18 protein-coding genes are annotated in these 19,131 nt (G+C 62.5%); 10 read left to right on the top strand and 8 right to left on the bottom strand.

Annotated features, from left to right (window positions below; genetic code table 11):
* The first annotated feature begins 130 nt into the window (after positions 1 to 130).
* The 3 genes from HJY11_RS12870 (at position 131) to HJY11_RS12860 (ending at position 2,824) form a co-directional block, all read left to right on the top strand.
* Positions 131 to 1,321: a PLP-dependent aminotransferase family protein gene (locus HJY11_RS12870; RefSeq protein ID WP_208076354.1), complete on the top strand. Its 1,191-nt coding sequence runs from the start codon at positions 131 to 133 to the stop codon at positions 1,319 to 1,321.
* Between the two features lie 31 nt (positions 1,322 to 1,352).
* Positions 1,353 to 2,363, top strand: a complete 1,011-nt coding sequence (gene trpS / locus HJY11_RS12865; RefSeq protein ID WP_208076353.1) for a tryptophan--tRNA ligase — start codon at positions 1,353 to 1,355, stop codon at positions 2,361 to 2,363.
* Between the two features lie 203 nt (positions 2,364 to 2,566).
* Complete coding sequence (locus HJY11_RS12860; protein ID WP_208076352.1) at positions 2,567 to 2,824, top strand: helix-turn-helix domain-containing protein; 258 nt, start codon at positions 2,567 to 2,569, stop codon at positions 2,822 to 2,824.
* Positions 2,825 to 2,926: 102 nt separating this feature from the next.
* Here HJY11_RS12860 and HJY11_RS12855 read toward each other — a convergent pair whose 3' ends face one another.
* Together HJY11_RS12855 and HJY11_RS12850 are read right to left on the bottom strand one after the other, a co-directional pair.
* Positions 2,927 to 3,454 carry a spore maturation protein gene (locus HJY11_RS12855; protein WP_208076351.1) on the bottom strand — a complete coding sequence of 176 codons (528 nt, stop codon included), beginning with the start codon at positions 3,452 to 3,454 and terminating at the stop codon, positions 2,927 to 2,929.
* Positions 3,451 to 4,074: a nucleoside recognition domain-containing protein gene (locus tag HJY11_RS12850; RefSeq protein ID WP_208076356.1), complete on the bottom strand. Its 624-nt coding sequence runs from the start codon at positions 4,072 to 4,074 to the stop codon at positions 3,451 to 3,453. Before HJY11_RS12850 ends, HJY11_RS12855 begins: the two co-directional genes overlap by 4 nt.
* A 169-nt stretch (positions 4,075 to 4,243) precedes the next feature.
* On the opposite strand from HJY11_RS12850, the gene HJY11_RS12845 reads away from it, so the two are divergent.
* On the top strand, positions 4,244 to 4,483 hold the full coding sequence (locus tag HJY11_RS12845; protein ID WP_021660535.1) for an AbrB/MazE/SpoVT family DNA-binding domain-containing protein: 240 nt from the start codon (positions 4,244 to 4,246) through the stop codon (positions 4,481 to 4,483).
* A gap of 207 nt (positions 4,484 to 4,690) precedes the next feature.
* Here the strand turns inward: HJY11_RS12845 and HJY11_RS12840 are convergent, their stop codons facing one another.
* The 3 genes from HJY11_RS12840 to HJY11_RS12830 are packed head-to-tail and all read right to left on the bottom strand — an operon-like array spanning position 4,691 to position 6,828.
* Entirely contained in the window at positions 4,691 to 5,560 is an 870-nt protein-coding gene (locus tag HJY11_RS12840; protein WP_208076350.1) for a DUF975 family protein, read from the bottom strand.
* Positions 5,561 to 5,580: 20 nt separating this feature from the next.
* Positions 5,581 to 6,123 carry a cob(I)yrinic acid a,c-diamide adenosyltransferase gene (locus HJY11_RS12835; RefSeq protein WP_208076349.1) on the bottom strand — a complete coding sequence of 181 codons (543 nt, stop codon included), beginning with the start codon at positions 6,121 to 6,123 and terminating at the stop codon, positions 5,581 to 5,583.
* A 54-nt stretch (positions 6,124 to 6,177) separates the two neighbouring features.
* Positions 6,178 to 6,828 carry a histidine phosphatase family protein gene (locus HJY11_RS12830; RefSeq protein WP_208076348.1) on the bottom strand — a complete coding sequence of 217 codons (651 nt, stop codon included), beginning with the start codon at positions 6,826 to 6,828 and terminating at the stop codon, positions 6,178 to 6,180.
* Between the two features lie 166 nt (positions 6,829 to 6,994).
* Here HJY11_RS12830 and HJY11_RS12825 point away from each other — a divergent pair, with 166 nt between their 5' ends.
* Entirely contained in the window at positions 6,995 to 7,672 is a 678-nt protein-coding gene (locus HJY11_RS12825) for a helix-turn-helix domain-containing protein (protein WP_368041603.1), read from the top strand.
* Positions 7,673 to 7,917: 245 nt separating this feature from the next.
* Positions 7,918 to 9,264, top strand: a complete 1,347-nt coding sequence (locus tag HJY11_RS12820; RefSeq protein WP_368041602.1) for an APC family permease — start codon at positions 7,918 to 7,920, stop codon at positions 9,262 to 9,264.
* Positions 9,265 to 9,482: 218 nt separating this feature from the next.
* Here HJY11_RS12820 and gap read toward each other — a convergent pair whose 3' ends face one another.
* Positions 9,483 to 10,499: a type I glyceraldehyde-3-phosphate dehydrogenase gene (gap, locus tag HJY11_RS12815; RefSeq protein WP_021660543.1), complete on the bottom strand. Its 1,017-nt coding sequence runs from the start codon at positions 10,497 to 10,499 to the stop codon at positions 9,483 to 9,485.
* 255 nt (positions 10,500 to 10,754) lie between these two features.
* Here gap and HJY11_RS12810 point away from each other — a divergent pair, with 255 nt between their 5' ends.
* On the top strand, positions 10,755 to 11,912 hold the full coding sequence (locus HJY11_RS12810) for a sensor histidine kinase (RefSeq protein ID WP_208076346.1): 1,158 nt from the start codon (positions 10,755 to 10,757) through the stop codon (positions 11,910 to 11,912).
* A 124-nt stretch (positions 11,913 to 12,036) separates the two neighbouring features.
* Here HJY11_RS12810 and HJY11_RS12805 read toward each other — a convergent pair whose 3' ends face one another.
* Together HJY11_RS12805 and HJY11_RS12800 are read right to left on the bottom strand one after the other, a co-directional pair.
* Positions 12,037 to 13,128 carry a hypothetical protein gene (locus tag HJY11_RS12805; protein ID WP_208076345.1) on the bottom strand — a complete coding sequence of 364 codons (1,092 nt, stop codon included), beginning with the start codon at positions 13,126 to 13,128 and terminating at the stop codon, positions 12,037 to 12,039.
* 11 nt (positions 13,129 to 13,139) lie between these two features.
* Positions 13,140 to 14,504, bottom strand: coding sequence for a citrate synthase (locus HJY11_RS12800; RefSeq protein ID WP_208076344.1), 1,365 nt, complete (start codon positions 14,502 to 14,504; stop codon positions 13,140 to 13,142).
* Positions 14,505 to 14,760: 256 nt separating this feature from the next.
* Between HJY11_RS12800 and spoIID the strand changes: the two genes are divergently transcribed.
* The 3 genes from spoIID (at position 14,761) to HJY11_RS12785 (ending at position 19,113) form a co-directional block, all read left to right on the top strand.
* The gene (gene spoIID / locus HJY11_RS12795) at positions 14,761 to 15,786 is read left to right on the top strand and encodes a stage II sporulation protein D (protein WP_208076343.1); all 1,026 of its coding nucleotides are present in this window, start codon (positions 14,761 to 14,763) and stop codon (positions 15,784 to 15,786) included.
* Between the two features lie 241 nt (positions 15,787 to 16,027).
* Positions 16,028 to 16,387 carry an ArsR/SmtB family transcription factor gene (locus tag HJY11_RS12790; RefSeq protein WP_208076342.1) on the top strand — a complete coding sequence of 120 codons (360 nt, stop codon included), beginning with the start codon at positions 16,028 to 16,030 and terminating at the stop codon, positions 16,385 to 16,387.
* A 32-nt stretch (positions 16,388 to 16,419) separates the two neighbouring features.
* The gene (locus HJY11_RS12785) at positions 16,420 to 19,113 is read left to right on the top strand and encodes a heavy metal translocating P-type ATPase (protein WP_208076341.1); all 2,694 of its coding nucleotides are present in this window, start codon (positions 16,420 to 16,422) and stop codon (positions 19,111 to 19,113) included.
* The last annotated feature ends 18 nt before the right edge of the window (positions 19,114 to 19,131 follow it).

Raw genomic sequence — 19,131 nt, 5'->3', positions numbered from 1 at the left:
CAAACACCCTTTGCTCCCTGCCCCATGGCCTATACCACTCTGCGCTGCGCGCCCGCGTATTTTCAGCCGCGCCCATCCCCCGGCCCGCCCCACCGAGGCCCGGCTGGGACCGTGAAAAGGAGGAACCGCCATGTCCTACCCCATCTCGCACAAGATGTCGACCCTCAAGCCCTCGGTGATTCGGGAGATCCTCAAGTACTCGTCCGACCCCAACGTCATCTCCTTTGCCGCCGGCAACCCCGCGTCCGAGACCTTCCCGGTGGAGAAGATCGCCGCCATCACCGCCGACATCCTGCAAAAAGACCCCACTGCCGCCCTGCAGTACTCCCTCAGCGAGGGCTATCCCGCCCTGCGCACCACCCTGGAGCGATGGCTGGCTCAGGACTACGGCATCGACTTTTCCGAAAACACCCTGCTCATCACCTCCGGCGCCCAGCAGGGCATCGACCTGGTGACCAAATGCCTGTGCGACGAGGGGGACACAGTGCTGGTGGAGAAGCCCACCTTCATCGGCGCGCTCAACACCTTCCGCTCCTACGGGGCGCAGTTGGCCCCGGTGGAACTGGAGGAGGACGGTCTCTCCCTCGCCAGCTTACAGGCCGCCTGGGAGGGGGCTCACAACCCCCGCTTCCTCTACGTCATCCCCACCTTCCAAAACCCCAGCGGGGTGGTCACTTCGCTGCAAAAGCGCCGGGCCATCCTCGATTTCGCCCGGGCCCACGATCTGCTGATTTTGGAGGACAATCCCTACGGCGACCTGCGCATCGACGGGGAGCCGGTGCCCACCATCAAGTCCCTTGACCGGGGGGGCGACCGGGTCATCTATCTGGGCAGCTTTTCTAAAATTCTGGCCCCCGCCCTGCGGGTGGGCTTTGTGGTGGCCCGGGACGAACTGGCCTCCAAGCTGGCGGTGGCCAAGCAGACCACCGATGTCCACTCCAACTCCCTGGCGCAGATCATCTGCAACGAGTTTCTCACCCGCTGGGACGTGGGCGAGCACATCGCCGGCCTGCAGGCCACCTACCGCAAAAAGGCCCAGACCATGTGCGAGGCCATTGACCGCTACCTGGGCGGCAAGATCACCTACCGCAAGCCCCAGGGCGGCCTATTCCTGTGGTGCACCCTCCCCGACGGGATCGACATGCTGGATTTCTGCGAGCGGTGTGTCAAGGCAGGGCTGGCCCTGGTGCCGGGCAATGCCTTTTACACCGACGAGAGCCAGCCCTGTCACTCCTTCCGGGTCAACTACTCCACCCCCAGCGACGAGGAGATCCTCAAAGGGGTGCAGATCATGGCAGAAATGATAAGAACATTTGCATAAATTGCGTTTGGCATAGAAAAGAGGAACATGTATGGAACAGAATACGCCCCCCCGCAAAAAAGTCATCTTCAGCGGCATCCAGCCCACCGGGGTATTCACCCTGGGCAACTATCTGGGGGCGGTGAAGAACTGGGGTCCCCTGCAAGACGAGTACGACTGCACCTACTCGGTGGTGGACCTGCACGCCATCACCGTCAAACAGGACCCGGCCAAGCTGCGCCGCCAAACACTGGACTGCTACGCCCTGCTCATCGCCTGCGGCATCGATCCCCAGAAGAGCCTGCTCTTCATCCAGAGCCACAACCCCGCCCACAGCCAGCTGGCCTGGGTCCTCTCCTGCTTCACCCAGTTCGGCGACCTGGGGCGGATGACCCAGTTTAAAGAGAAGAGCCAGAAACACCCCGACGACATCAACGCCGGGCTCTTTACCTACCCGGTGCTGATGGCCGCCGACATCCTCGCCTACGGCACCGACCTGGTGCCGGTGGGGCAGGATCAAAAGCAGCACCTGGAACTGGCCCGGGGGATCGCCAACCGCTTCAACGGCCGCTTCGGCGAGACCTTTGTGGTGCCCGAGCCCTACATCCCCCAGACGGCGGCCAAGATCATGTCCCTCACCGAGCCGGAGAAGAAGATGAGCAAATCCGACCCCAACCCCAACGGCTTCATCTCCATCCTCGACGAGCCGGACGTCATCCTCCGCAAATTCAAAAAGGCGGTCACCGACTCCGAAGGGGTGATCTGCCGCCGGGAGGGGAAGGCCGGCATCAACAATCTGATGTCCATCTACTCCGCCATCACCGGCAAGGGCTTTGACGAGATCGAGCGGGAGTTTGACGGCAAGGGCTACGGCACATTCAAGATGGCGGTGGGCGAGACGGTCAGCAACGAACTGGCCCCCATCCGCGAGGCCTTCACCCGGCTGTCAAAGGACCGGGAATACCTGGAAAAATGCTACCTCGAGGGGGCGGAAAAGGCCTGTCGCGCCACCGCCAAGATGCTGCGAAAGGTCTACAAAAAGGTGGGTTTCATCGGCCTGTAACCGCCTGTATAACCGTGCATTCCATGCGCCCGAGAGGGCGGGAGAAGCAGTGGCTTCTCCCGCCCTCTCTTTTTTTACCCTCCTCTTTCCATGGCCGCGCGATCCTGACATTAGGCGAATGTCACCCTCTCTCCCGGGCAAATCTATAATAAAACTGGCTTGAAAAAACGCCTGTGTAAGGCGAGCGAGAAGGTGATACGACCATGTACAAAAACAAAGCTCCGGATGGCCGCAACAACCTCTGCGGCAAACAGATCGCCCGTTTGCGCAAGCAGATGCGGCCTCGGGTATCCCAGCGACTGTTGGCCGAGCGCCTACAGGTCCTCGGCCTGGACTTGGACAAAAACGCCATCCAGCGGATCGAAAACGGGCGCCGTTTTGTGACCGACGTGGAGTTGGCGCAGATTGCCCAGCTGTTGCAGGTCTCGATGGAGGAGCTGACAGAGGGGCGGCCCGGTTGAGATCCCCTCCGCCCACGGGGAAAACGTCCTAAAGGGGGCGCAGGCGCCGCACACAGCGGGCCTGCGCCCCTCCTTCCTTCACCCTTTTCCCTCCTCCTGCCATTACCCCCACCCCGTCGCGCCGAAGAAAAGGCGCACAAGCAGGGCACTGCAGACAAAGCCCACCAGGTCGGCCGAGAGGGCCGAGGGCAGGGTGTGGCGGGTCTTTTTGACATGGGTCACCCCGTAGTAGACCGCCAGAGTGTAAAAGGTGGTCTCGGTGGAGCCCATGAGCACGCTGGCCACCCGGCCGATATAGCTGTCCGGCCCGAAGGACTGGAGCACATCCTGAAAGATGACTAGGGCCCCACTGCCCGAGATGGGGCGCAGAAGGGCCAGGGGAATGATCTCCCGTGGGATCTGCAGCAGCGACGCCACCGGCGCCACCCCCGTCTGCAAGAGCTCCAGCGCCCCGGATGCCTTGAACATCCCCACGGCGGTCATCAGTCCCACCAGGGAGGGAAGCACCCGCAAAATCACCTTGGCGTTCTCCCCCGCCCCCTCCATAAAGGCGTCAAAGACCGGCACCTTTTGCGAGATGCCGTAGAGGGCAAAGGCGCAGAGGAGCAGAGGCACCACGTAAGCAGTCACAGCCGGCTTCCCCCCTTGACTGGTCTGCGGGTCGCCGCCCCGGCCCCGCAGGTGGCGCCCCGCAGGGCGCGGTTGACCAGCAGTCCCGCCGACAGGGCAAGGACCGAGCAGAGCCAGACGCAGGTGATGATCTCCATGGGGTTTTGGCTTCCCGCCCTGAGCCGCAGGGTGGCGGCGGTGGTGGGGATGAGTTGCAGGGAGGCGGTGTTGAGCACCACAAAGGTAATCATGTCGTCAGAGGCGCTTTCCCCTCCGCTATTTTGCCGGTCCAGTTCCCGCATGGCGGTAAGGCCCAGGGGGGTGGCGGCATTTCCCAGCCCCAGGAGATTGGCCATCAGGTTCATGGAGATGGCGGCAAAGGCGGGGGAGTCCCGCCCCACCCCTTTAAAGAGCCTGCCCACCAGGGGATAAAACCAGCCGGAGACTTTTTCGGTGAGCCCCGACTTTTCGGCGATCTTCATCACCCCACCCCAGAGGCAGAGGGAGCCCAGCAGGGTGATGGACAGTTCCACCGCCTTGATACACTCCCCCATAGCGGCGGCCGAAACCCCCTCCATCCGCCCGGTGAGCGCCCCACAGATCACCGACAGAACCAGCATCCCCACCCATATATACGTCATCACAAAAATCCGCCCCTCTCTCGAGGATAAATATGTCAAGAGTGTAAATTGTATTCCTTTCTCCCATTTATTTACTTGAAAAAATTGACAAATCGACCCCCTTTGACTATAATAATCTCAGTTCCCGTATTTTTGCAGTTTTGTATCGACAAGAAGGAGAGAAGTAGCAATGAAATCTACTGGCATTATTCGTGAGATGGATGAACTCGGCCGCATCGTTATCCCCATTGAACTGCGCCGCAGCCTGGACATGACCAAGGGGACCAACATTGAGATTTTCGTGGAGGACGATGTCATCAGCCTGCGCAAGGTCAAAGACAGCTGCGTCTTCTGCGGTTCCGACAAGGACCTGGTCAACTACATGGACCGCCTGGTCTGCAGCGACTGCATCGAGAAGCTGAAGAAATAGGCTTCTTTCCCTTTGCCCGCCCTCTTTATTTCATACACGTTTGCACTTTCGCGTTTCCTCACGCGGCAAAAAGGGCGGCGCCTCGGCGCCGCCTTTTTTGCGGCCTAAAAAGCCGGCTGCCGACCGGGCGACCCGGCAAGAAAAGAACCGCACCGGTCTGGCGACCCGGTGCGGTCCTTTTTCTCTATCGGGGCAAACGGCGCTGCCTCAATCGCGGCCCTCTCCCCCTGTGGCCCGCTGCGCCGGGCAGCCGTAGGCGGTGAAGTCCACCTCCCGCAGCCAACAGTGGGCGTAGAGGGCGGTACTTGTGGAGAGGTGGGGGAAAAAGTAGAGGATGGGAATCACCAGCAGGGAGAGGAACGCCCAGGGCAGAAAGGAGAGGTAGAGGAAAAACAGCTCCCCCCGGCGGCTGGCCATCTCCTTCACCGAGATGCGAAAGGCCTTTCGCACCGGGATGTCGGAGCGGGAGATGACAATGTACTTGGCCAGAAAATACCGGGTCAAAAAGTAGACCAGCAGCGGCACCGTCAGGGCCAGCAGCAGCAGGGAGAGGATGATGACCACCGCCCCCAAGGCGGTGAAGAGGGTGCTGTCGGTGGAGATGTAGAAGTAGTAGCCAGCCCACAGCAGCCCCGCCGAGGGGGCCAGCATGCAGATGCTGTAAAAGGCGCTGCGGGCGATCAGATTGAGAGCGTACCAGATGCTCCGCCCCATCCGGCGCAGGCCGCCAAAGTAGTGGAAGACGTCCCACATCGGGGCGTCGGGGTCCAGAGCCACACCCCAGTACCAGCGGTGCTGCCCCAGGTAGAGGGGGGCCAACACCAGCCCTCGCAACAGCCAGATGGCGAGGATGACCGAGGCGCTGAGAACCACCATCGGGGCGTCAAAGGGGACCTCTTCCAGGGCGAAGAGGTCGGAGAGTCCCCAGATATTGAGGGTTTGCACGCAGATGCGCTCCACCAGGGTGAAAAACATCAGCACCGACACCACCATAAAAAGGATAGCCATGGCCTTGCCGATCTGGTGGCGGAGAATTTTCTTCGAGTCCCGCTTGATGCTCTGTCTCAACTCACTCATTCCCTCCTTTCCCATCAGCGTCAAAACTCAATCCCCTTGCGGGCGGGGACGCCCCTCTCAAAGGGGTGCTTGCGGCAGCACATCTCGGTGCAGTAGTCGCTCTGCTCCACCAGGGCGGGCGGGGCGTCTCGCCCGGTGAGCACCACCTCGACCCCGGAGGCCCGGCCCGCCAGGAGGGCCAGCACCTGCCCCTCCTCTACCAGGCCCAGAGAGAGCGCGGCCATGATCTCGTCGCAGACCACCAGCCGGTAGGCGCCGCCGGCAGCCGCGGCGGCTGCCCGGGCAAGCAGCTCCTGTTGCTGGGCCCGACAGGCCGTCCGCTCCCCTTCATCCATGGCAAAGTAGAACTTGCCGCTGGTGCGGGGCGAATGGACCCGAGCCCCCAGGCGGCGCAGGCTCTCCAGTTCGGCCGAGTCTCCCCCCTTTAAAAACTGGGTGAAGTAGACTGTCTCCCCCGCACCCAGCGCCCGCACACACAGCCCCACCGAGGCGGTGGTCTTCCCCTTGCCGTCCCCCGTGTAGATGTGCACCAGGCCCAACTGCTCTCTTCTCTCTTCTGCCATCATGCGACCGCCTTTCTCTCAATGGGGCCCGCAGGCCCGGACGAATCTCCCCTCTTACCGCCCGCTGAAAGGGGTCGGCGTCTGCGCCCCGTGGGGCATGATGCCGATGACCTCAAAGGCCTGGGCGGCCTGCCACAGCTGGGGGGTCACCAGCAGGGTGTAGCCACAGCCGTCGTCGCAGTGCCACTCCAGCTGCCGCTTGCGGGGGTAGCCAAAGGCGGCCAGAAGCCCCATGATCACCCCGCCGGGCACCACCACTGCCGCCGATTCCACGCCGCCCTTCATCATGTCCTCGATGACGGTGCGGATGCCCAGGGTACAGCGGGCGGCAAACTCCTCGATCTCCTCCCCGTCGGGGATGAGGGCGTCCGGCGACCCGGCGGCGAACTTTTCAAAGTCGGGGTCGCCCTTGAGCTCTTCCAGGGTTTTGCCCTCAAATCGCCCGAAGTCCAGTTCCCCCAGCTCCTCCATGACTTCCTGCCGGGCCACATCGGGGTAGAGCAGGTGGGCGGTCTGCCGGCAGCGCAGGTGGGGGGCCACATAGAGCTTGTCCGCCGCCGGGTAGTCGTACTCCTCCTGCAGCCGGCGCAGCCGGGCCACCCCCTCGGGGCAGAGGGGCAGGTCGGTGCGCGCCCCCACGTACCGACCGTCCAGGTTACCCTGGGTGAGCCCGTGGCGGATCAGGTGGACCTTGTAAGTTTTCATAAAAACACCATTCCTTATTATTGCAATGCGGAGAAAGAAAAATCCCTCCGCCCAAATCGCTCAAATTTGCCTTTACAAAAGGTTTTGCTTGCTTTATAATTTACACTATGTAAAAATGCGGGGAGTTTTGACGATGAATGCCGATTTTCATAGGATCCTGACTCTTTTGAGGAAGGAGAAGGGGGTCAGCCAAAAGCAGGTGGCTGCCAGCCTGGGAATTTCCCAGGCCCTCCTCTCCCACTACGAAAAGGGCATACGGGAGTGCGGGCTGGAGTTTGTGGTGAAGGTGGCCGATTACTACGGCGTCTCCTGCGACTACCTGTTGGGCCGCTCGCCCGACCGCGCCGGGCTCACCCTCTCGGTGGACGATCTGCCCGACGGGGACGGCGGCCGCCAGAACGCCTTTGCCGGCAGCATCATGCCGGTGCTCAACAAAAAACTCATCACCAATTCCCTGCACATCGTCTTTGACATGCTCTCCAAAGGGCGCAACGACTCGCTGACAAGGGAGGTGTCGGGCTACCTGATGACCGCCGTTTACAAGTCCTTTCGCAAACTCTGCGGCATCAACCCCAAAAATCAGGACACCATGTTCAGCATCTCCAAGGTTCGGGTGTCCCACCTCTGCGGCAGCGCCATGAGCCAGAACGAGGCCAATATCGACTGCCTGTCGGCGGGACAGGATCTGGAGGGGCTCACCCCCATCGAAAACCGAGACGCCTTCGCCCTGACCACCCAGTCCATGACCGAGAACTACCCGCTCTACTATTCCTCCCTGCAAAACCTCATCAGCAATGTGGAGGCGGAGCTGGGCAAAAACAGCGGTGGCAGGGGCAAAAAGTAGGCAGCACCCCGGTTGGCGCCGTCGCCCTTGTCCATTAGTATACTACCATTTTTACCCGCAATTGAAAACGCTTTTCAAACTTTTTTCCCTTTTCCGGCGCGACTGCGGACTGCCCCTTTTGGGCGGCCCGCTTTTTTCTGCCCGGCGGGCAGCGACAGACGGCTAAAGGGCGAACCAATCGACCATACTCTGGTCACAAAGCCCCCTTTCAGCCGCGCGCAAAAGGGGGAGAAGGAGGTAACTGCGTGGAACTCAAACCAAAATACGGCCTATTCACCGCCTTTACCATGATCGTCGGGATCGTCATCGGCTCGGGGATCTACTTCAAGGCCGACGACATCCTCACCCTCACCGGAGGCAACATCGCCCTGGGGGTCCTGGCCTTTGCAGTGGCGGCCATCGCCATCGTCTTCGGCGGCTTGGCCTTTGCCCAGCTGGCCTCCCTCACCGACTCGCCCGGCGGGCTGGTGGCTTACGCCCAGACCTTCGGCAACCACCGCCTGGCCTGTGCGGCCGGCTGGTTTCAAACCTTTTTTTACTACCCCTCTCTCATCTCGGTGGTCTCCTCGGTGGTGGGGGTCTATCTGTCCCTTCTCTTCGGGCAGGACTGGTCCCTGGGCACACAGGTGCTGGTGGGCGGTGGCTTTCTCCTGCTCTGCTACCTTTACAACACCCTCTCCCCCAAGTTCGGGGGCGCCTTTCAGCGCCTCTCCTCGGTGGTCAAGCTGGTCCCCCTCCTTCTCTTCGCCGCAGTGGGGATGCTTTTCGGCGACCCCACCTCCATTGTCCCGCCCCAGACCAGCAGCGCCTTTGCCGCCCTGGGATGGACGGCTGCCCTGGCCCCCATCGCCTTCTCCTTTGACGGGTGGATCGTGGCCACCTCCATCGCCCACGAGGTGCGTGACGCCAAGAAAAATCTCCGCATCGCCCTCATCGCCGCCCCCCTTTTGGTGCTGGCAATCTACCTGCTCTACTTTGTGGGGGTCTCCTGTTATCTGGGGCCGGAGCAGGTGATGGCCCTGGGGGACGCCCACATCGACGTGATGGCCGGCGATCTGCTGGGGCCCTGGGGGGCCAAGGCGGTGCTGGTCTTTGTCCTCATCTCGGTGATGGGGACGGTCAACGGCCTGGTGATGGGAAGCATCCGCATGCCCCACGCCCTGGCCCTGCGGGGGATGTTGCCCGGCTCCACCACCCTCGGGCGGGTAAACGCCCGGCTGGACATCCCTGTACCCTCGGCCATCCTCTCCCTCGCCACCTCGGCGCTCTGGCTGGGGCTGCACTACTGGAGCCAGCGCGGCGGCTGGCTCCCCAATGCCGACCTGTCCGAGTGTACGGTGGCCTTTAGCTACCTGTTTTACATGGCGGTCTACTTTCTCCTCATCCGGCTGTTTTTCCAGGGGAAGGCGGGAGGCTGGGTCAGCGGGATACTCATCCCCCTGCTGGCCACCCTGGGCGGACTTTTGATTCTGGCGGGCGGCGCCCACAATCCCCTTTTCTGGCCAGGGGCGGCTGTGGTGACTGCCGTTCTGGCTGCCGCCGTCTGGCGGTATGGGGGCCCGCTTTCCGGCAAAAGCGGTATCCAGCCTTAGGCAAACCGCTGCAGCGACAGCCCTCTGCCGCTGCCGGCGGGCGGGGCCAATTTCGACGAGGCCGGCCGCCTGAGTGAAAGCGAACTCGCCGTGGGGGGACGCCCCGGCCGCCACCAATTGGCCGCTTTGCTCCTTTCCCGCATATTGCCGCTGATTTTTCGCACAATAAAAGGGCCGCTGCCTTTCGGCAGCGGCCCTTTTGAATGCTTGTGGCAAAGTTACTTCGCGTCGACCTCGGCCATGTGGGAGATCAGCTGCAGAACTTTGTTGGAGTAACCCCACTCGTTGTCGTACCAGGAGACCAGCTTCACGAAGGTGTCGTTGAGCATGATGCCGGCCTTGGCGTCGAAGATGGAGGTTCTGGGATCGCCGTAGAAGTCGGAAGAGACAACGGCGTCCTCGGTGTAGCCCAGCACGCCCTTCAGAGAGGTCTCGGAGGCCTCCTTCATCTTGGCGCAGATGTCCTCATAGGTGGTGGCTTTGGCCAGTTTGACGGTCAGGTCAACCACGGAGACATCCAGGGTGGGAACGCGCATGGACATACCGGTCAGCTTGCCCTTCAGGGAGGGGATAACCAGAGCGGTGGCCTTGGCGGCGCCGGTGGAAGAGGGGATGATGTTGCCGGCAGCAGCGCGACCGCCTCTCCAATCCTTCTTGGAGGGGCCGTCAACGGTCTTCTGGGTGCCGGTGGTGGAGTGAACGGTGGTCATCAGGCCCTCGACGATGCCGTAGTTGTCGTTGATGACTTTGGCGATGGGAGCCAGGCAGTTGGTGGTGCAGGAAGCGTTGGAGACGACCATCATGTCTTTGGTGTAGGTCTCCAGGTTGACGCCGCACACGAAAGTCGGGGTCTCTTTGTCCTTGGCGGGAGCGGAGATGACGACCTTCTTGGCGCCGGCTTTGATGTGGGCAGAAGCCTTCTCGGTGGTGCAGAAGACGCCGGTGGACTCAACCACGTAGTCGGCGCCGCACTCGCCCCAGGGAATGTTGGCAGGGTCCATCTCAGCGTAGAACTTGATCTCTTTGCCGTTGACGACAATGGCGTCATCGGTGTAGCTGATCTCGCCCTTGTACTGGCCGTGCACGGTGTCGTAGCGCAGCATGTAAGCGCAGTAGTCGGGGGTCATGAAGGGATCGTTGATGCCCACGAACTCGTAGTCGGGGTTGTCCAGACCAGCGCGGAACACCAGTCTGCCGATGCGGCCAAAGCCGTTGATACCGATTTTGATAGCCATTGGAAACAGCCTCCTATATTTTAAGTTGCTTTTATTCTATATCAAAACAGGGGAAACCGCAAGGGTTTGTCACAAAATTAACCGTTCCTTCCCAGTATTTTCACGTTTTCCCCGTCGGGGTGTGCAGGCGTTTGCAAAAAGAAGCCCTTTCGTCCAACAGAAACCCCAATATTTGGAGAAATGTCTTTACAAACCGATTTCAGTGATAGTATACTGACACTATCCCATTTTGTCGAATTATGGAGAAAAATGTCGATGAACGATTTGGACCCAACCCCTCATCTCTCCATTGTGGAGATGGTCAAGCGGTGTTTTCGAGATATACAGGCGCCGGTGGCCCTCTGTGGCCCCGCGCTTGACACCCTTTGGCACAACCCATATTTAGAGCGCCAGTGCCCCCAGTTTTCCCTGCGCAACCTGCGGGAGCTCTCGCAGGAGTGCGACTGGCCGCAAGTCGCGTCGCAGCTGCGCCGGGGACAGGCGGTTCTGCTGCGGCTGCCCTCCCTCTTTTCTGGGGAGGAGATCTCTTCGGTGCGGCTGCTGCCCTGTCTGGACGACGGCGCCCTAGAGGCGGTCTTCGCCCTCTTCCCCGCGCCGGCAGCCACCGCCTCCCCCCTGGAGTTGGAGGGGGCGCAGCGGGTAGCTGCTGCCTTCTCCCAATCCTACCGGAGCAAGTTGACCGCCATCTTCTCCGCCCTTCCCCCCCTTGCCCGCCGGCTGGAGGAGAGCGGCGACTACGCCGGCCAGCAGTTGGTGGAGCGGGTCAACCAGAGCGCCTACCGCCTGTTGCGCATCAGCCGCAACGTGGAGGAGATCGCCAAATACCAGTCGGGCAACAACCCCTTCCTGCCCCAGCCCCTCGACATGGGCCGGTTTTTGGAAACCCTCTGTGAGGGGGTGCGGCTGGTGATGGGGCGCAGCGGCATCCCCTTCACCAGCCAAATCGAGCTGGATGGGGTACAGACGCAGGCCGACCAGGGCAAGCTGGAACAGGCGCTGACCAATCTCCTCTCCAACGCCTTCCTCTACACCAGGGACCAAAACGCCGTCCATCTGGACGCGCGGCTGATGGGCGGCGAGGTGGCGATCACCGTGCGGGACCGGGGGCGAGGCATCGAACCGGCCCTGCAGGCCAGAGTATTTGAACCCTATTTCTCCCACGGGCCGGATGGAGGCTTCCCCTCCACCGGGCTGGGGCTGACCCTCTGCAGGTATGCAATCGCCCTCCACGGCGGGCGGGTCCTCCTGCAGAGCACCCCCGGCGAGGGGACCACTGTCAAGTGCATCCTCCCCGTGCGGGAGAGCGCCGAAGATCCGGTTCTGCGGAGCGAAAGCCCCTTTGAACTGCTTCAAAACCGGTATTCGGCCCTTTACGTGGAGCTGGCTGACGTCTGTCAGCTGCCTTACGCGTAGTTTTTTCAAGCCAAGGAAAGCGGCCCTGCGCGGCGGATTGCGCAGGGCCGTTTTCCCTTTTTGGCAAGTGAAAAGGCCGCTGTCCGCCTGGCGGCGGACGACGGCCTTCTTTCTCAATTGGGCGCTACCGCCCCCGGCGGGGGCCGCCCTCTCTCTTGCCGCGGGGCCGGTACACATAGGCGCCGTCCCCTCGGCCCGCCGCCCGGCGAGGGCCGGCAGAGCGCCGGGGGGCGCTGGATGCCGGCCGCGAGGGCGGGGCAAGGGGCGTCTCGCCGGCCGAAGCGCGCTGTTGCCCCTCCTGGGCGGCAGGGGGCTTCTCCGCCCTCTCCTCGGGGACAGGGGGGACTTCCGGCTCCGACTCCTCCTTGTCGGCGGTGTAGAAGAGCTGCGCCCGATCCGCCAGAGGGATGTCGGCGGCGGGGGCCAGGTGCTCTCCCGCTCTGCGGGCAGGGTCCAACTCTCCCGCCAGGTAGAAACAGATCACCAGCCCCGCCGCAAAGTAGAGCAGGTCAAAGGCGAGGTCCAGCCAGCCGCCCAGGGAGAAGGCGGCTCCTCCCACCAGCGAAAGGGCCACCGGCGGGAAGGTGGCGAGGGCAAAGCAGAACAGGTGCAAAAGCCCCCAAAAGGTCCCCTTTCGCACCCGGTCGCCGCCCCACTGGGCGCCCATGGCCCCGGCGGCGTGAACAAAGAAAAAGCAGGCGGTACAGCAGGAGAGAAGTTCCAAGATCCCCTGGGAGACCAGGGCCGAGACCGCCCGCCCCGCAATCAACAGCACCAGGGTGTAGCCCGGGTAGAGGGCACAGAGCACCGGCAGCCGGCTGGCCGCCCCGGCGAGGTAGCGGCCACAGCCGAAGAGCCCCACCCCAAAGAGGAGGGCAAAGGCGTAAAGGTCCAGGCGAGCCAGAGAGACCCGCCCCCCTAAAAAGAGGGAGACCAGCTGGGCGGTCCCCACCCCGGCCGCCAGTATGCCCAGGGCGCAGAGCACCCCACCAAGGGCGGGCCGGGCAGAGCCGTCCCGGCGGCCCCGCGGCTCCCCCCTGGCGCAGAGGAGGGCCAGCAGAATGCAGAGCAGCAGCGCCCCGGCGATGGCCCCGTACTGCAGCAGGGACCGACTGGTAAAAAGCCCTCCCGCCACATACCGGTCCAGCTGGAAAACGCGCAAGGCCGCCGAGGCAGCCGTAAAGACGGCCCAGGCGGCCAGAAAAGCGATCTTCATAAAAACCCCACCTAACGTTGGTTAATGGGGACGTAAGACTGTTTTGCCGTCAGGTTCTTGTAGGCCGGGCGGATGATCCGGCCGCCAAACATCAGTTCTTCCATGCGGTGGGCGCACCAACCGGGCATCCGGGCAACGGCAAACAGCGGGGTGAACAGCTCCTCGGGGATGCCGAGGGTGCGGTACACCAGTCCCGAATACAAGTCTACATTGGCGCACAAATTCTTGTCAACACCTTTTTCCTCAACAAACACCTGGGGAGCCAGCTTCTCCACCATCTGCAGCAGGTGCAGGTCCTCGCCAAAGCCCTTTTCCACCGCCAGGTGCTCGGCGTAGCGCTTGAGGATCTGGGCGCGGGGATCGCTGACGGTGTAGACCGCGTGGCCGATGCCGTAGATCAGTCCCGAGCGGTCCCCCGCCTCCCGCCGCAGCAGCCGGCGCAGGTAGTCCTTGACGTCCTGCTCGCTGGCGGGGTGGGGGATGGCCTCCTTCATCCCCTCCAGCATCTGGGTCACCTTCAAGTTGGCGCCGCCGTGGCGGGGCCCCTTGAGGGAGCCCACGGCGCTGGCTAAGGCCGAATAGGTGTCGGTGAGGGAGGAGGAGAGCACCCGGCAGGCAAAGGCCGAGTTGTTGCCGCCGCCGTGCTCGGCGTGGAGGATGAGGCAGAGATCCAACAGATGGGCCTCCTCCTCGGTAAAGCGCTTGTCGGGGCGGACGGTGCGCAAAATGGTCTGGGCGGTGGAGTGCTCTCTCTTGGGCAGGTGGAAGTACATGCTCTTGTGGTCGTAGTTGCGCCGTTTGACCTGGTAGGCGTTGGTGATGATGGTGGGGGTGCCGGCGATGATCTCGATGCACTGGCGCATCACATTGCCGATGGAGAGGTCCTCCGCCTCATCGTCATAGCTGTACATGGCCAGAATCGAGCGGGCCAGCTTATTCATCACGTCGGGGGAGGGGGCCTTCATGATCATGTCCTCGGCAAAGCCGGGAGGCAGGGCACGAAAGTCCGCCAGCACGTCATTGAAGAAGTCCAACTGCTGCTGGGTGGGCAGCTTGCCGAAGAGCAGCAGCCAGCTCAACTCCTCAAACCCGTAGCGCCCCGACTCGATGACCCCGGCCACAAACTCGTCCAGGTCGATGCCCCGGTAGAGCAGCTTGCCGGGGGTGGCGGTCTTGACCCCATCGATCATCTCGTAGCCCACCACGTCGCAAATCAGGGTCAGCCCCGCCAGGACGCCGGTGTTGTCGGCGTTGCGCAGCCCCCGCTTGACCCCCAGCTTCTCGCAGTCCTCCGGGTCGATGAAGTTATATTTTCGGAACTCATCACATAGGATGTTAATGGCCTTTTGCTTGGAACCGGACACGTTGTATCCCACAGCTACCACCCCTTCGTCAGGCTAAAACCGGCACGGCCGGTTTTGCGAATTGTTCTTATTGTACTGTTCTGCACAGGGCTTGTCAACACCGATTTGCACTTTTTTTGTTTTTGCATTTCATTTTAATCAATTTAAACGAATTTACCAGGCCTATTTTTTTAAAATTTGAAATATCATTTTTAAAATCCTGCAAAATAAAGGTGCTTGTCTCCACCCGACCCAGGGGGAGCGGCGCAATGGAAAAGGATGTGTTCACATGCGTTTGAAAGTGTCGGTGGCGGCGGTCTTTGCCGCGGTGACCTTTGCCTCCCCCTTGGCGGTCTTTCTGGCCGGCACACCGGAGGGGGGCGGCGGCTCCTCGACCGCTTCGCAGCCTGGGGGGACAGAGAGCAACTCCCCCGCCCCGGGTGGGGGCCAGGCCACCATCAAGGTCTACGACAGCGCCCAGGACAGGGTGATGGAGCTGGCCTTTTCCGACTACCTGCGGGGCGCCCTGGCTGCCGAAATGCCCCCCACCTTCGCCCCGGAGGCGCTAAAGGCCCAGGCCACCGCCTGCGCCACCTATGCCCTGCGGCTCAAACAGCAGGCGGCGGAAAGCCCCAACGAGTCCCTCAAGGGGGCCGACATCTCGGTGGACTCCCGCCTCCACCAGGGCTATATCAGCGACGCCGACCTGCAGACCCGCTGGGGCCAAAACTACGACTACTACCGCTCCCTCATCCAGGACGCGGTGGACCAATCGGGCGGCCAGATTCTCACCTATGAAGGAGCTCCCATCATCTCTGCCTACCACTCCATCTCCCCCGGCAAGACCGAGACGGCTGAGGACATCTGGGGCCAGGCCGTTCCCTACCTGGTGAGCGTCGACAGCCCCGGCGACCTGTTGGCCCCCGACTACGAGACCAAGGAGACCTTCACCAAGGACGTGGTCAGGGAAAACCTCTTGCAGAAGTGGCCGGACATCGCCCTGGGCGACGACCCCGCCGCCTGGTTTTCCGACCTGTCCACCACCCCTTCCGGCACCGTCAAAACCCTCGCCGTCGGCGGCAAAGAGCTCAGCGGCGGGGACATCCGCTCCGCCCTCAACCTGCGGTGCGCGGCCTTCTCGGTCTCCTATAAAGATGGGACCTTCACCTTTGATGTCAAGGGCTACGGCCACGGTGTGGGGATGAGCCAGTACGGCGCTGACTACATGGCCCGGCAGGGTTCCTCTGCCCAGGACATCCTGGCTCACTACTATCCCGGCACCGCGCTGGAACCCCTGACCAACTTTCTCTCTTAAACCGCTTTGGCCCCTGTGGCAGCCCGCCTCTTCCCCACACCGGGAGAGACGGGCTGTTTTTTCTCCCTTTCTCCCTCTGCCCGCGGGGGAAACCGGAGCAACCGACAAAAATTTAAAAATCACCCCTCTCCCCCCTTGACAACTGGAGGGGAAAAGCATATCCTATGAACAGATGAACAGTTATTCACATGTTTATCTGTTTCAACTAACCACCTACTTTTGCAATAGAGGAGGCTCCCCCATGAAACCTGACGATCGCTGCCAAGAGCAGCACAAGCACACCTGTCTGATCCAGACCGCCCGGGCGCACATCTTGGATGACGACAAGCTCGACCCGCTCTGCGACATCTTCAAGGTCCTCTCCGACCCCACCCGGATGCGGATCATCCTCGCTCTGGTGGACAGCGAGATGTGCGTCTGCGACATCGCCGGGGCGGTGGAGTGCAGCCAGTCAAACGTCTCTCACCAGCTGCGGCTGATGCGCCAGAGCGGCATTGTCAAGTTCCGCAAGGACGGCAAGTCGGTCTACTACTCTCTGGACGACGACCACGTCAAAACCATTATTGTCCAGGCGGTCAACCACATCTCCCACATGGGATAAATCGAATACGCGATGGAAGAGGGAAATTTTTTATGAAGCAACGGGTCTACTTTGAACACCTCAGCTGCTCCCACTGCGCCATGAAAATAGAGGAGAAGCTGGAGAAGAGCCAGCTCTTTCCCGACGTGGCGGTGAGTTTTGCCACCGGCGTCATCCTGGTGGAGAGCAATCACCCGGTCAGCGAAGGGGAGCTGGCTGCCATCCAAAAAATCTGCGACGACATCGAGCCGGGAGTCGCCCTCTCCCTGCAAAAGTCAGGGGCTGCCCCCACCGCAGAGGTGGTTCCCAGCGGCAGGGATGACCGCGCTCACGGGGAGCACCACACCTGCGATTGCAGGCATGACCACAGCCACGAAGAGCACGGCGGCTGCAGTTGCGGCCACGACCACGCTCACGGGGAGTATGGCGCCTGTGACTGTGGACACGACCACGCTCACGGGGAGCACGGCGCCTGTGGCTGTGGACACGATCACGCTCACGGGGAGTACGGCGCCTGTGGCTGTGGACACGATCACGCTCACGGGGAGTACGGCGCCTGTGACTGTGGACACGATCACGGCTGCGGCGAAGAGGCCAACGCCGCGGCCAGCGAGCGGGCTGCCCGCCAATTGGCTGCCCGGCCCGGCACCCAGGCCCTCCGCTTCACCGGCCTTAGTTGTTCCCACTGCGCCATGAAGATCGAGGAGCGGCTGGAAAAGTCGGGCCGCTTTGAGTCGGTGTCGGTGAGCTTTGCCACCGGGGCCATCCTCATCCGCACCCCGCGCACCCTCAACCTGGAGGACCTCGCCTTCGTCCAGCAGGTGTGCGACGACATCGAACCCGGCATCCAGGTCTCCCTGGCCGAGAGAGAGGACCCCAAGAAGGCCGCCCCCCCTGAGGAGGGGGCCCAAAAGCGTTCTCTCTGGCCCCTGGCGCTGGCGGTGATGCTGGCGGTGGCCGGCATGGCGGCTGAACACCTGGCCACCACCGCTGCCGCCCTCTGGGTTGCCGACGGCCTGCTGGTGGCCTCCTGCGCCCTGGCCTGTTGCGACGTCTGGTACAAGGGCGTCACCGGCGTCTTTAAAAAGAGGGTCGACGAAAATCTGTTGGTGACGGTAGCGGTCATCGCCTCTTTCTTTCTGGGCGAGTTCGGCGAGGCGGCCATGGTGTCCCTCCTCTTTAAAATCAGCCTCTACTTGGAAGACCGGGCCGTGGGCGCCACCCGCAAGAGCCTGAAGGCCATCACCAATATCCAGCCCGAGACCGCCGCGGTGGCCGGGCCGGACGGCCAGGTGACCGAGACCCCGGCCGAGCAGGTGCAGGTGGGCGATGAGATCGTCATCCGCCCCTCCGACCGGGTGCCGCTGGACTGCGTCATCCTTTCGGGCAGCACCGCGGTAGACAAATCGGCCATCACCGGCGAAAGCTTGCCCGTCAACGCCGCTGTGGGGGACGCCCTCCCCTCCGGCGCCATCAACCTCTCCGGCCTGGTGCGGGCCAAGGTCACCTCCCCCCTGGAGGAGTCCACCGCCGCCCGCATCATCAAGCTGGTGGAGGAGTCGGCCGCCCAGAAATCCAAATCCCAGAAGTTCATCACCCGCTTTGCCGCCATCTACACCCCGGTCATCCTTCTGTGCGCCCTGCTGGTGGCGGTTCTGCCCCCCCTGATCGGGCTGGGCAGCTGGAACCACTGGATTTATACCGCCCTGGTGTTCGTCGTCTCCGCCTGCCCCTGCGCCCTGGTCATCTCCATTCCCTTGGGGTTTTACGCGGGCATCGGCGCCGCCTCCAAGCAGGGAGTGCTCATCAAGGGGGGCAAACACATTGAGCACCTGGCCAAACTCACCGACGCTGTCTTTGACAAGACTGGCACCCTCACCGACGGCAGGCTGCAGGTGACCGAGGTAAAGGCCCTGGCCGACTTGAGCGAGAAGGAGGTGCTGGCTTACAGCGCCCTGGCCGAACAGTACTCCAACCACCCCATCTCCCGCTCCATCGTCGCCCAGTGCCCCCAGCTCCCCGGCGAACCGCTCCTCTCGGTAGAGGAGATCGCCGGCAAGGGGGTGCGCGCCCAGCTGGAGGGCAGAGAACTGCTCTGCGGCTCGACCCGGCTGCTGCAGGACGCCGGGGTAGCCGTACCCGAGGGAATCGAGGCCAACGTCCTGCTGGCCATTGGCGGACAGCTGAAGGGCTATGTGGCCGTGGGCGACCAGGTTCGCCCCGACAGCCGGGAGACCATGTCCCAGCTGAAAGCCCTGGGGGTGCGCACCGCCATGCTCACCGGCGACAGCGCCAAGGCGGCCGCCAAGGTGGCCGGCCAACTGGGACTGGACGATTACCGGGCCGACCTGCTGCCCCAGGACAAGGTGGACGGCCTCCTCTCCCTCAAGGGCGAGGGAAAGACGGTGGCCTTTGTGGGCGACGGCATCAACGACGCCCCGGTCCTGGCCGCCTCCGACGTGGGGGTCGCCATGGGCTTTGGCACCGACGCGGCCATCGAGGCCGCCGACGTGGTGCTGGTCTCGGGCAAGCCCAGTTCCCTCCCCGGCGCGGTGAAGCTCAGCCGCCGGGTGATGAACCTCATCAAGTTCAACATCGCCTTTGCCCTCATTGTCAAGTTCCTGGTCATCGGTCTCTCCCTCTTTGGTCTCTCCACCATCTGGATGGCGGTCTTTGCCGACGTGGGGGTCACCATTCTCTCAGTCCTCAATGTCACCCGGTTGCTGCTGGGTGGCAAAAAACAGTAACCGCTCAAACGGGCGGGG

This window comes from Bittarella massiliensis (ex Durand et al. 2017), assembly GCF_017566145.1.
Lineage (GTDB): Bacteria > Bacillota > Clostridia > Oscillospirales > Ruminococcaceae > Bittarella > Bittarella massiliensis_A.
Note: the sequence above shows the minus strand (reverse complement) of the source record. Positions and strands in the feature narration are given on the sequence as shown.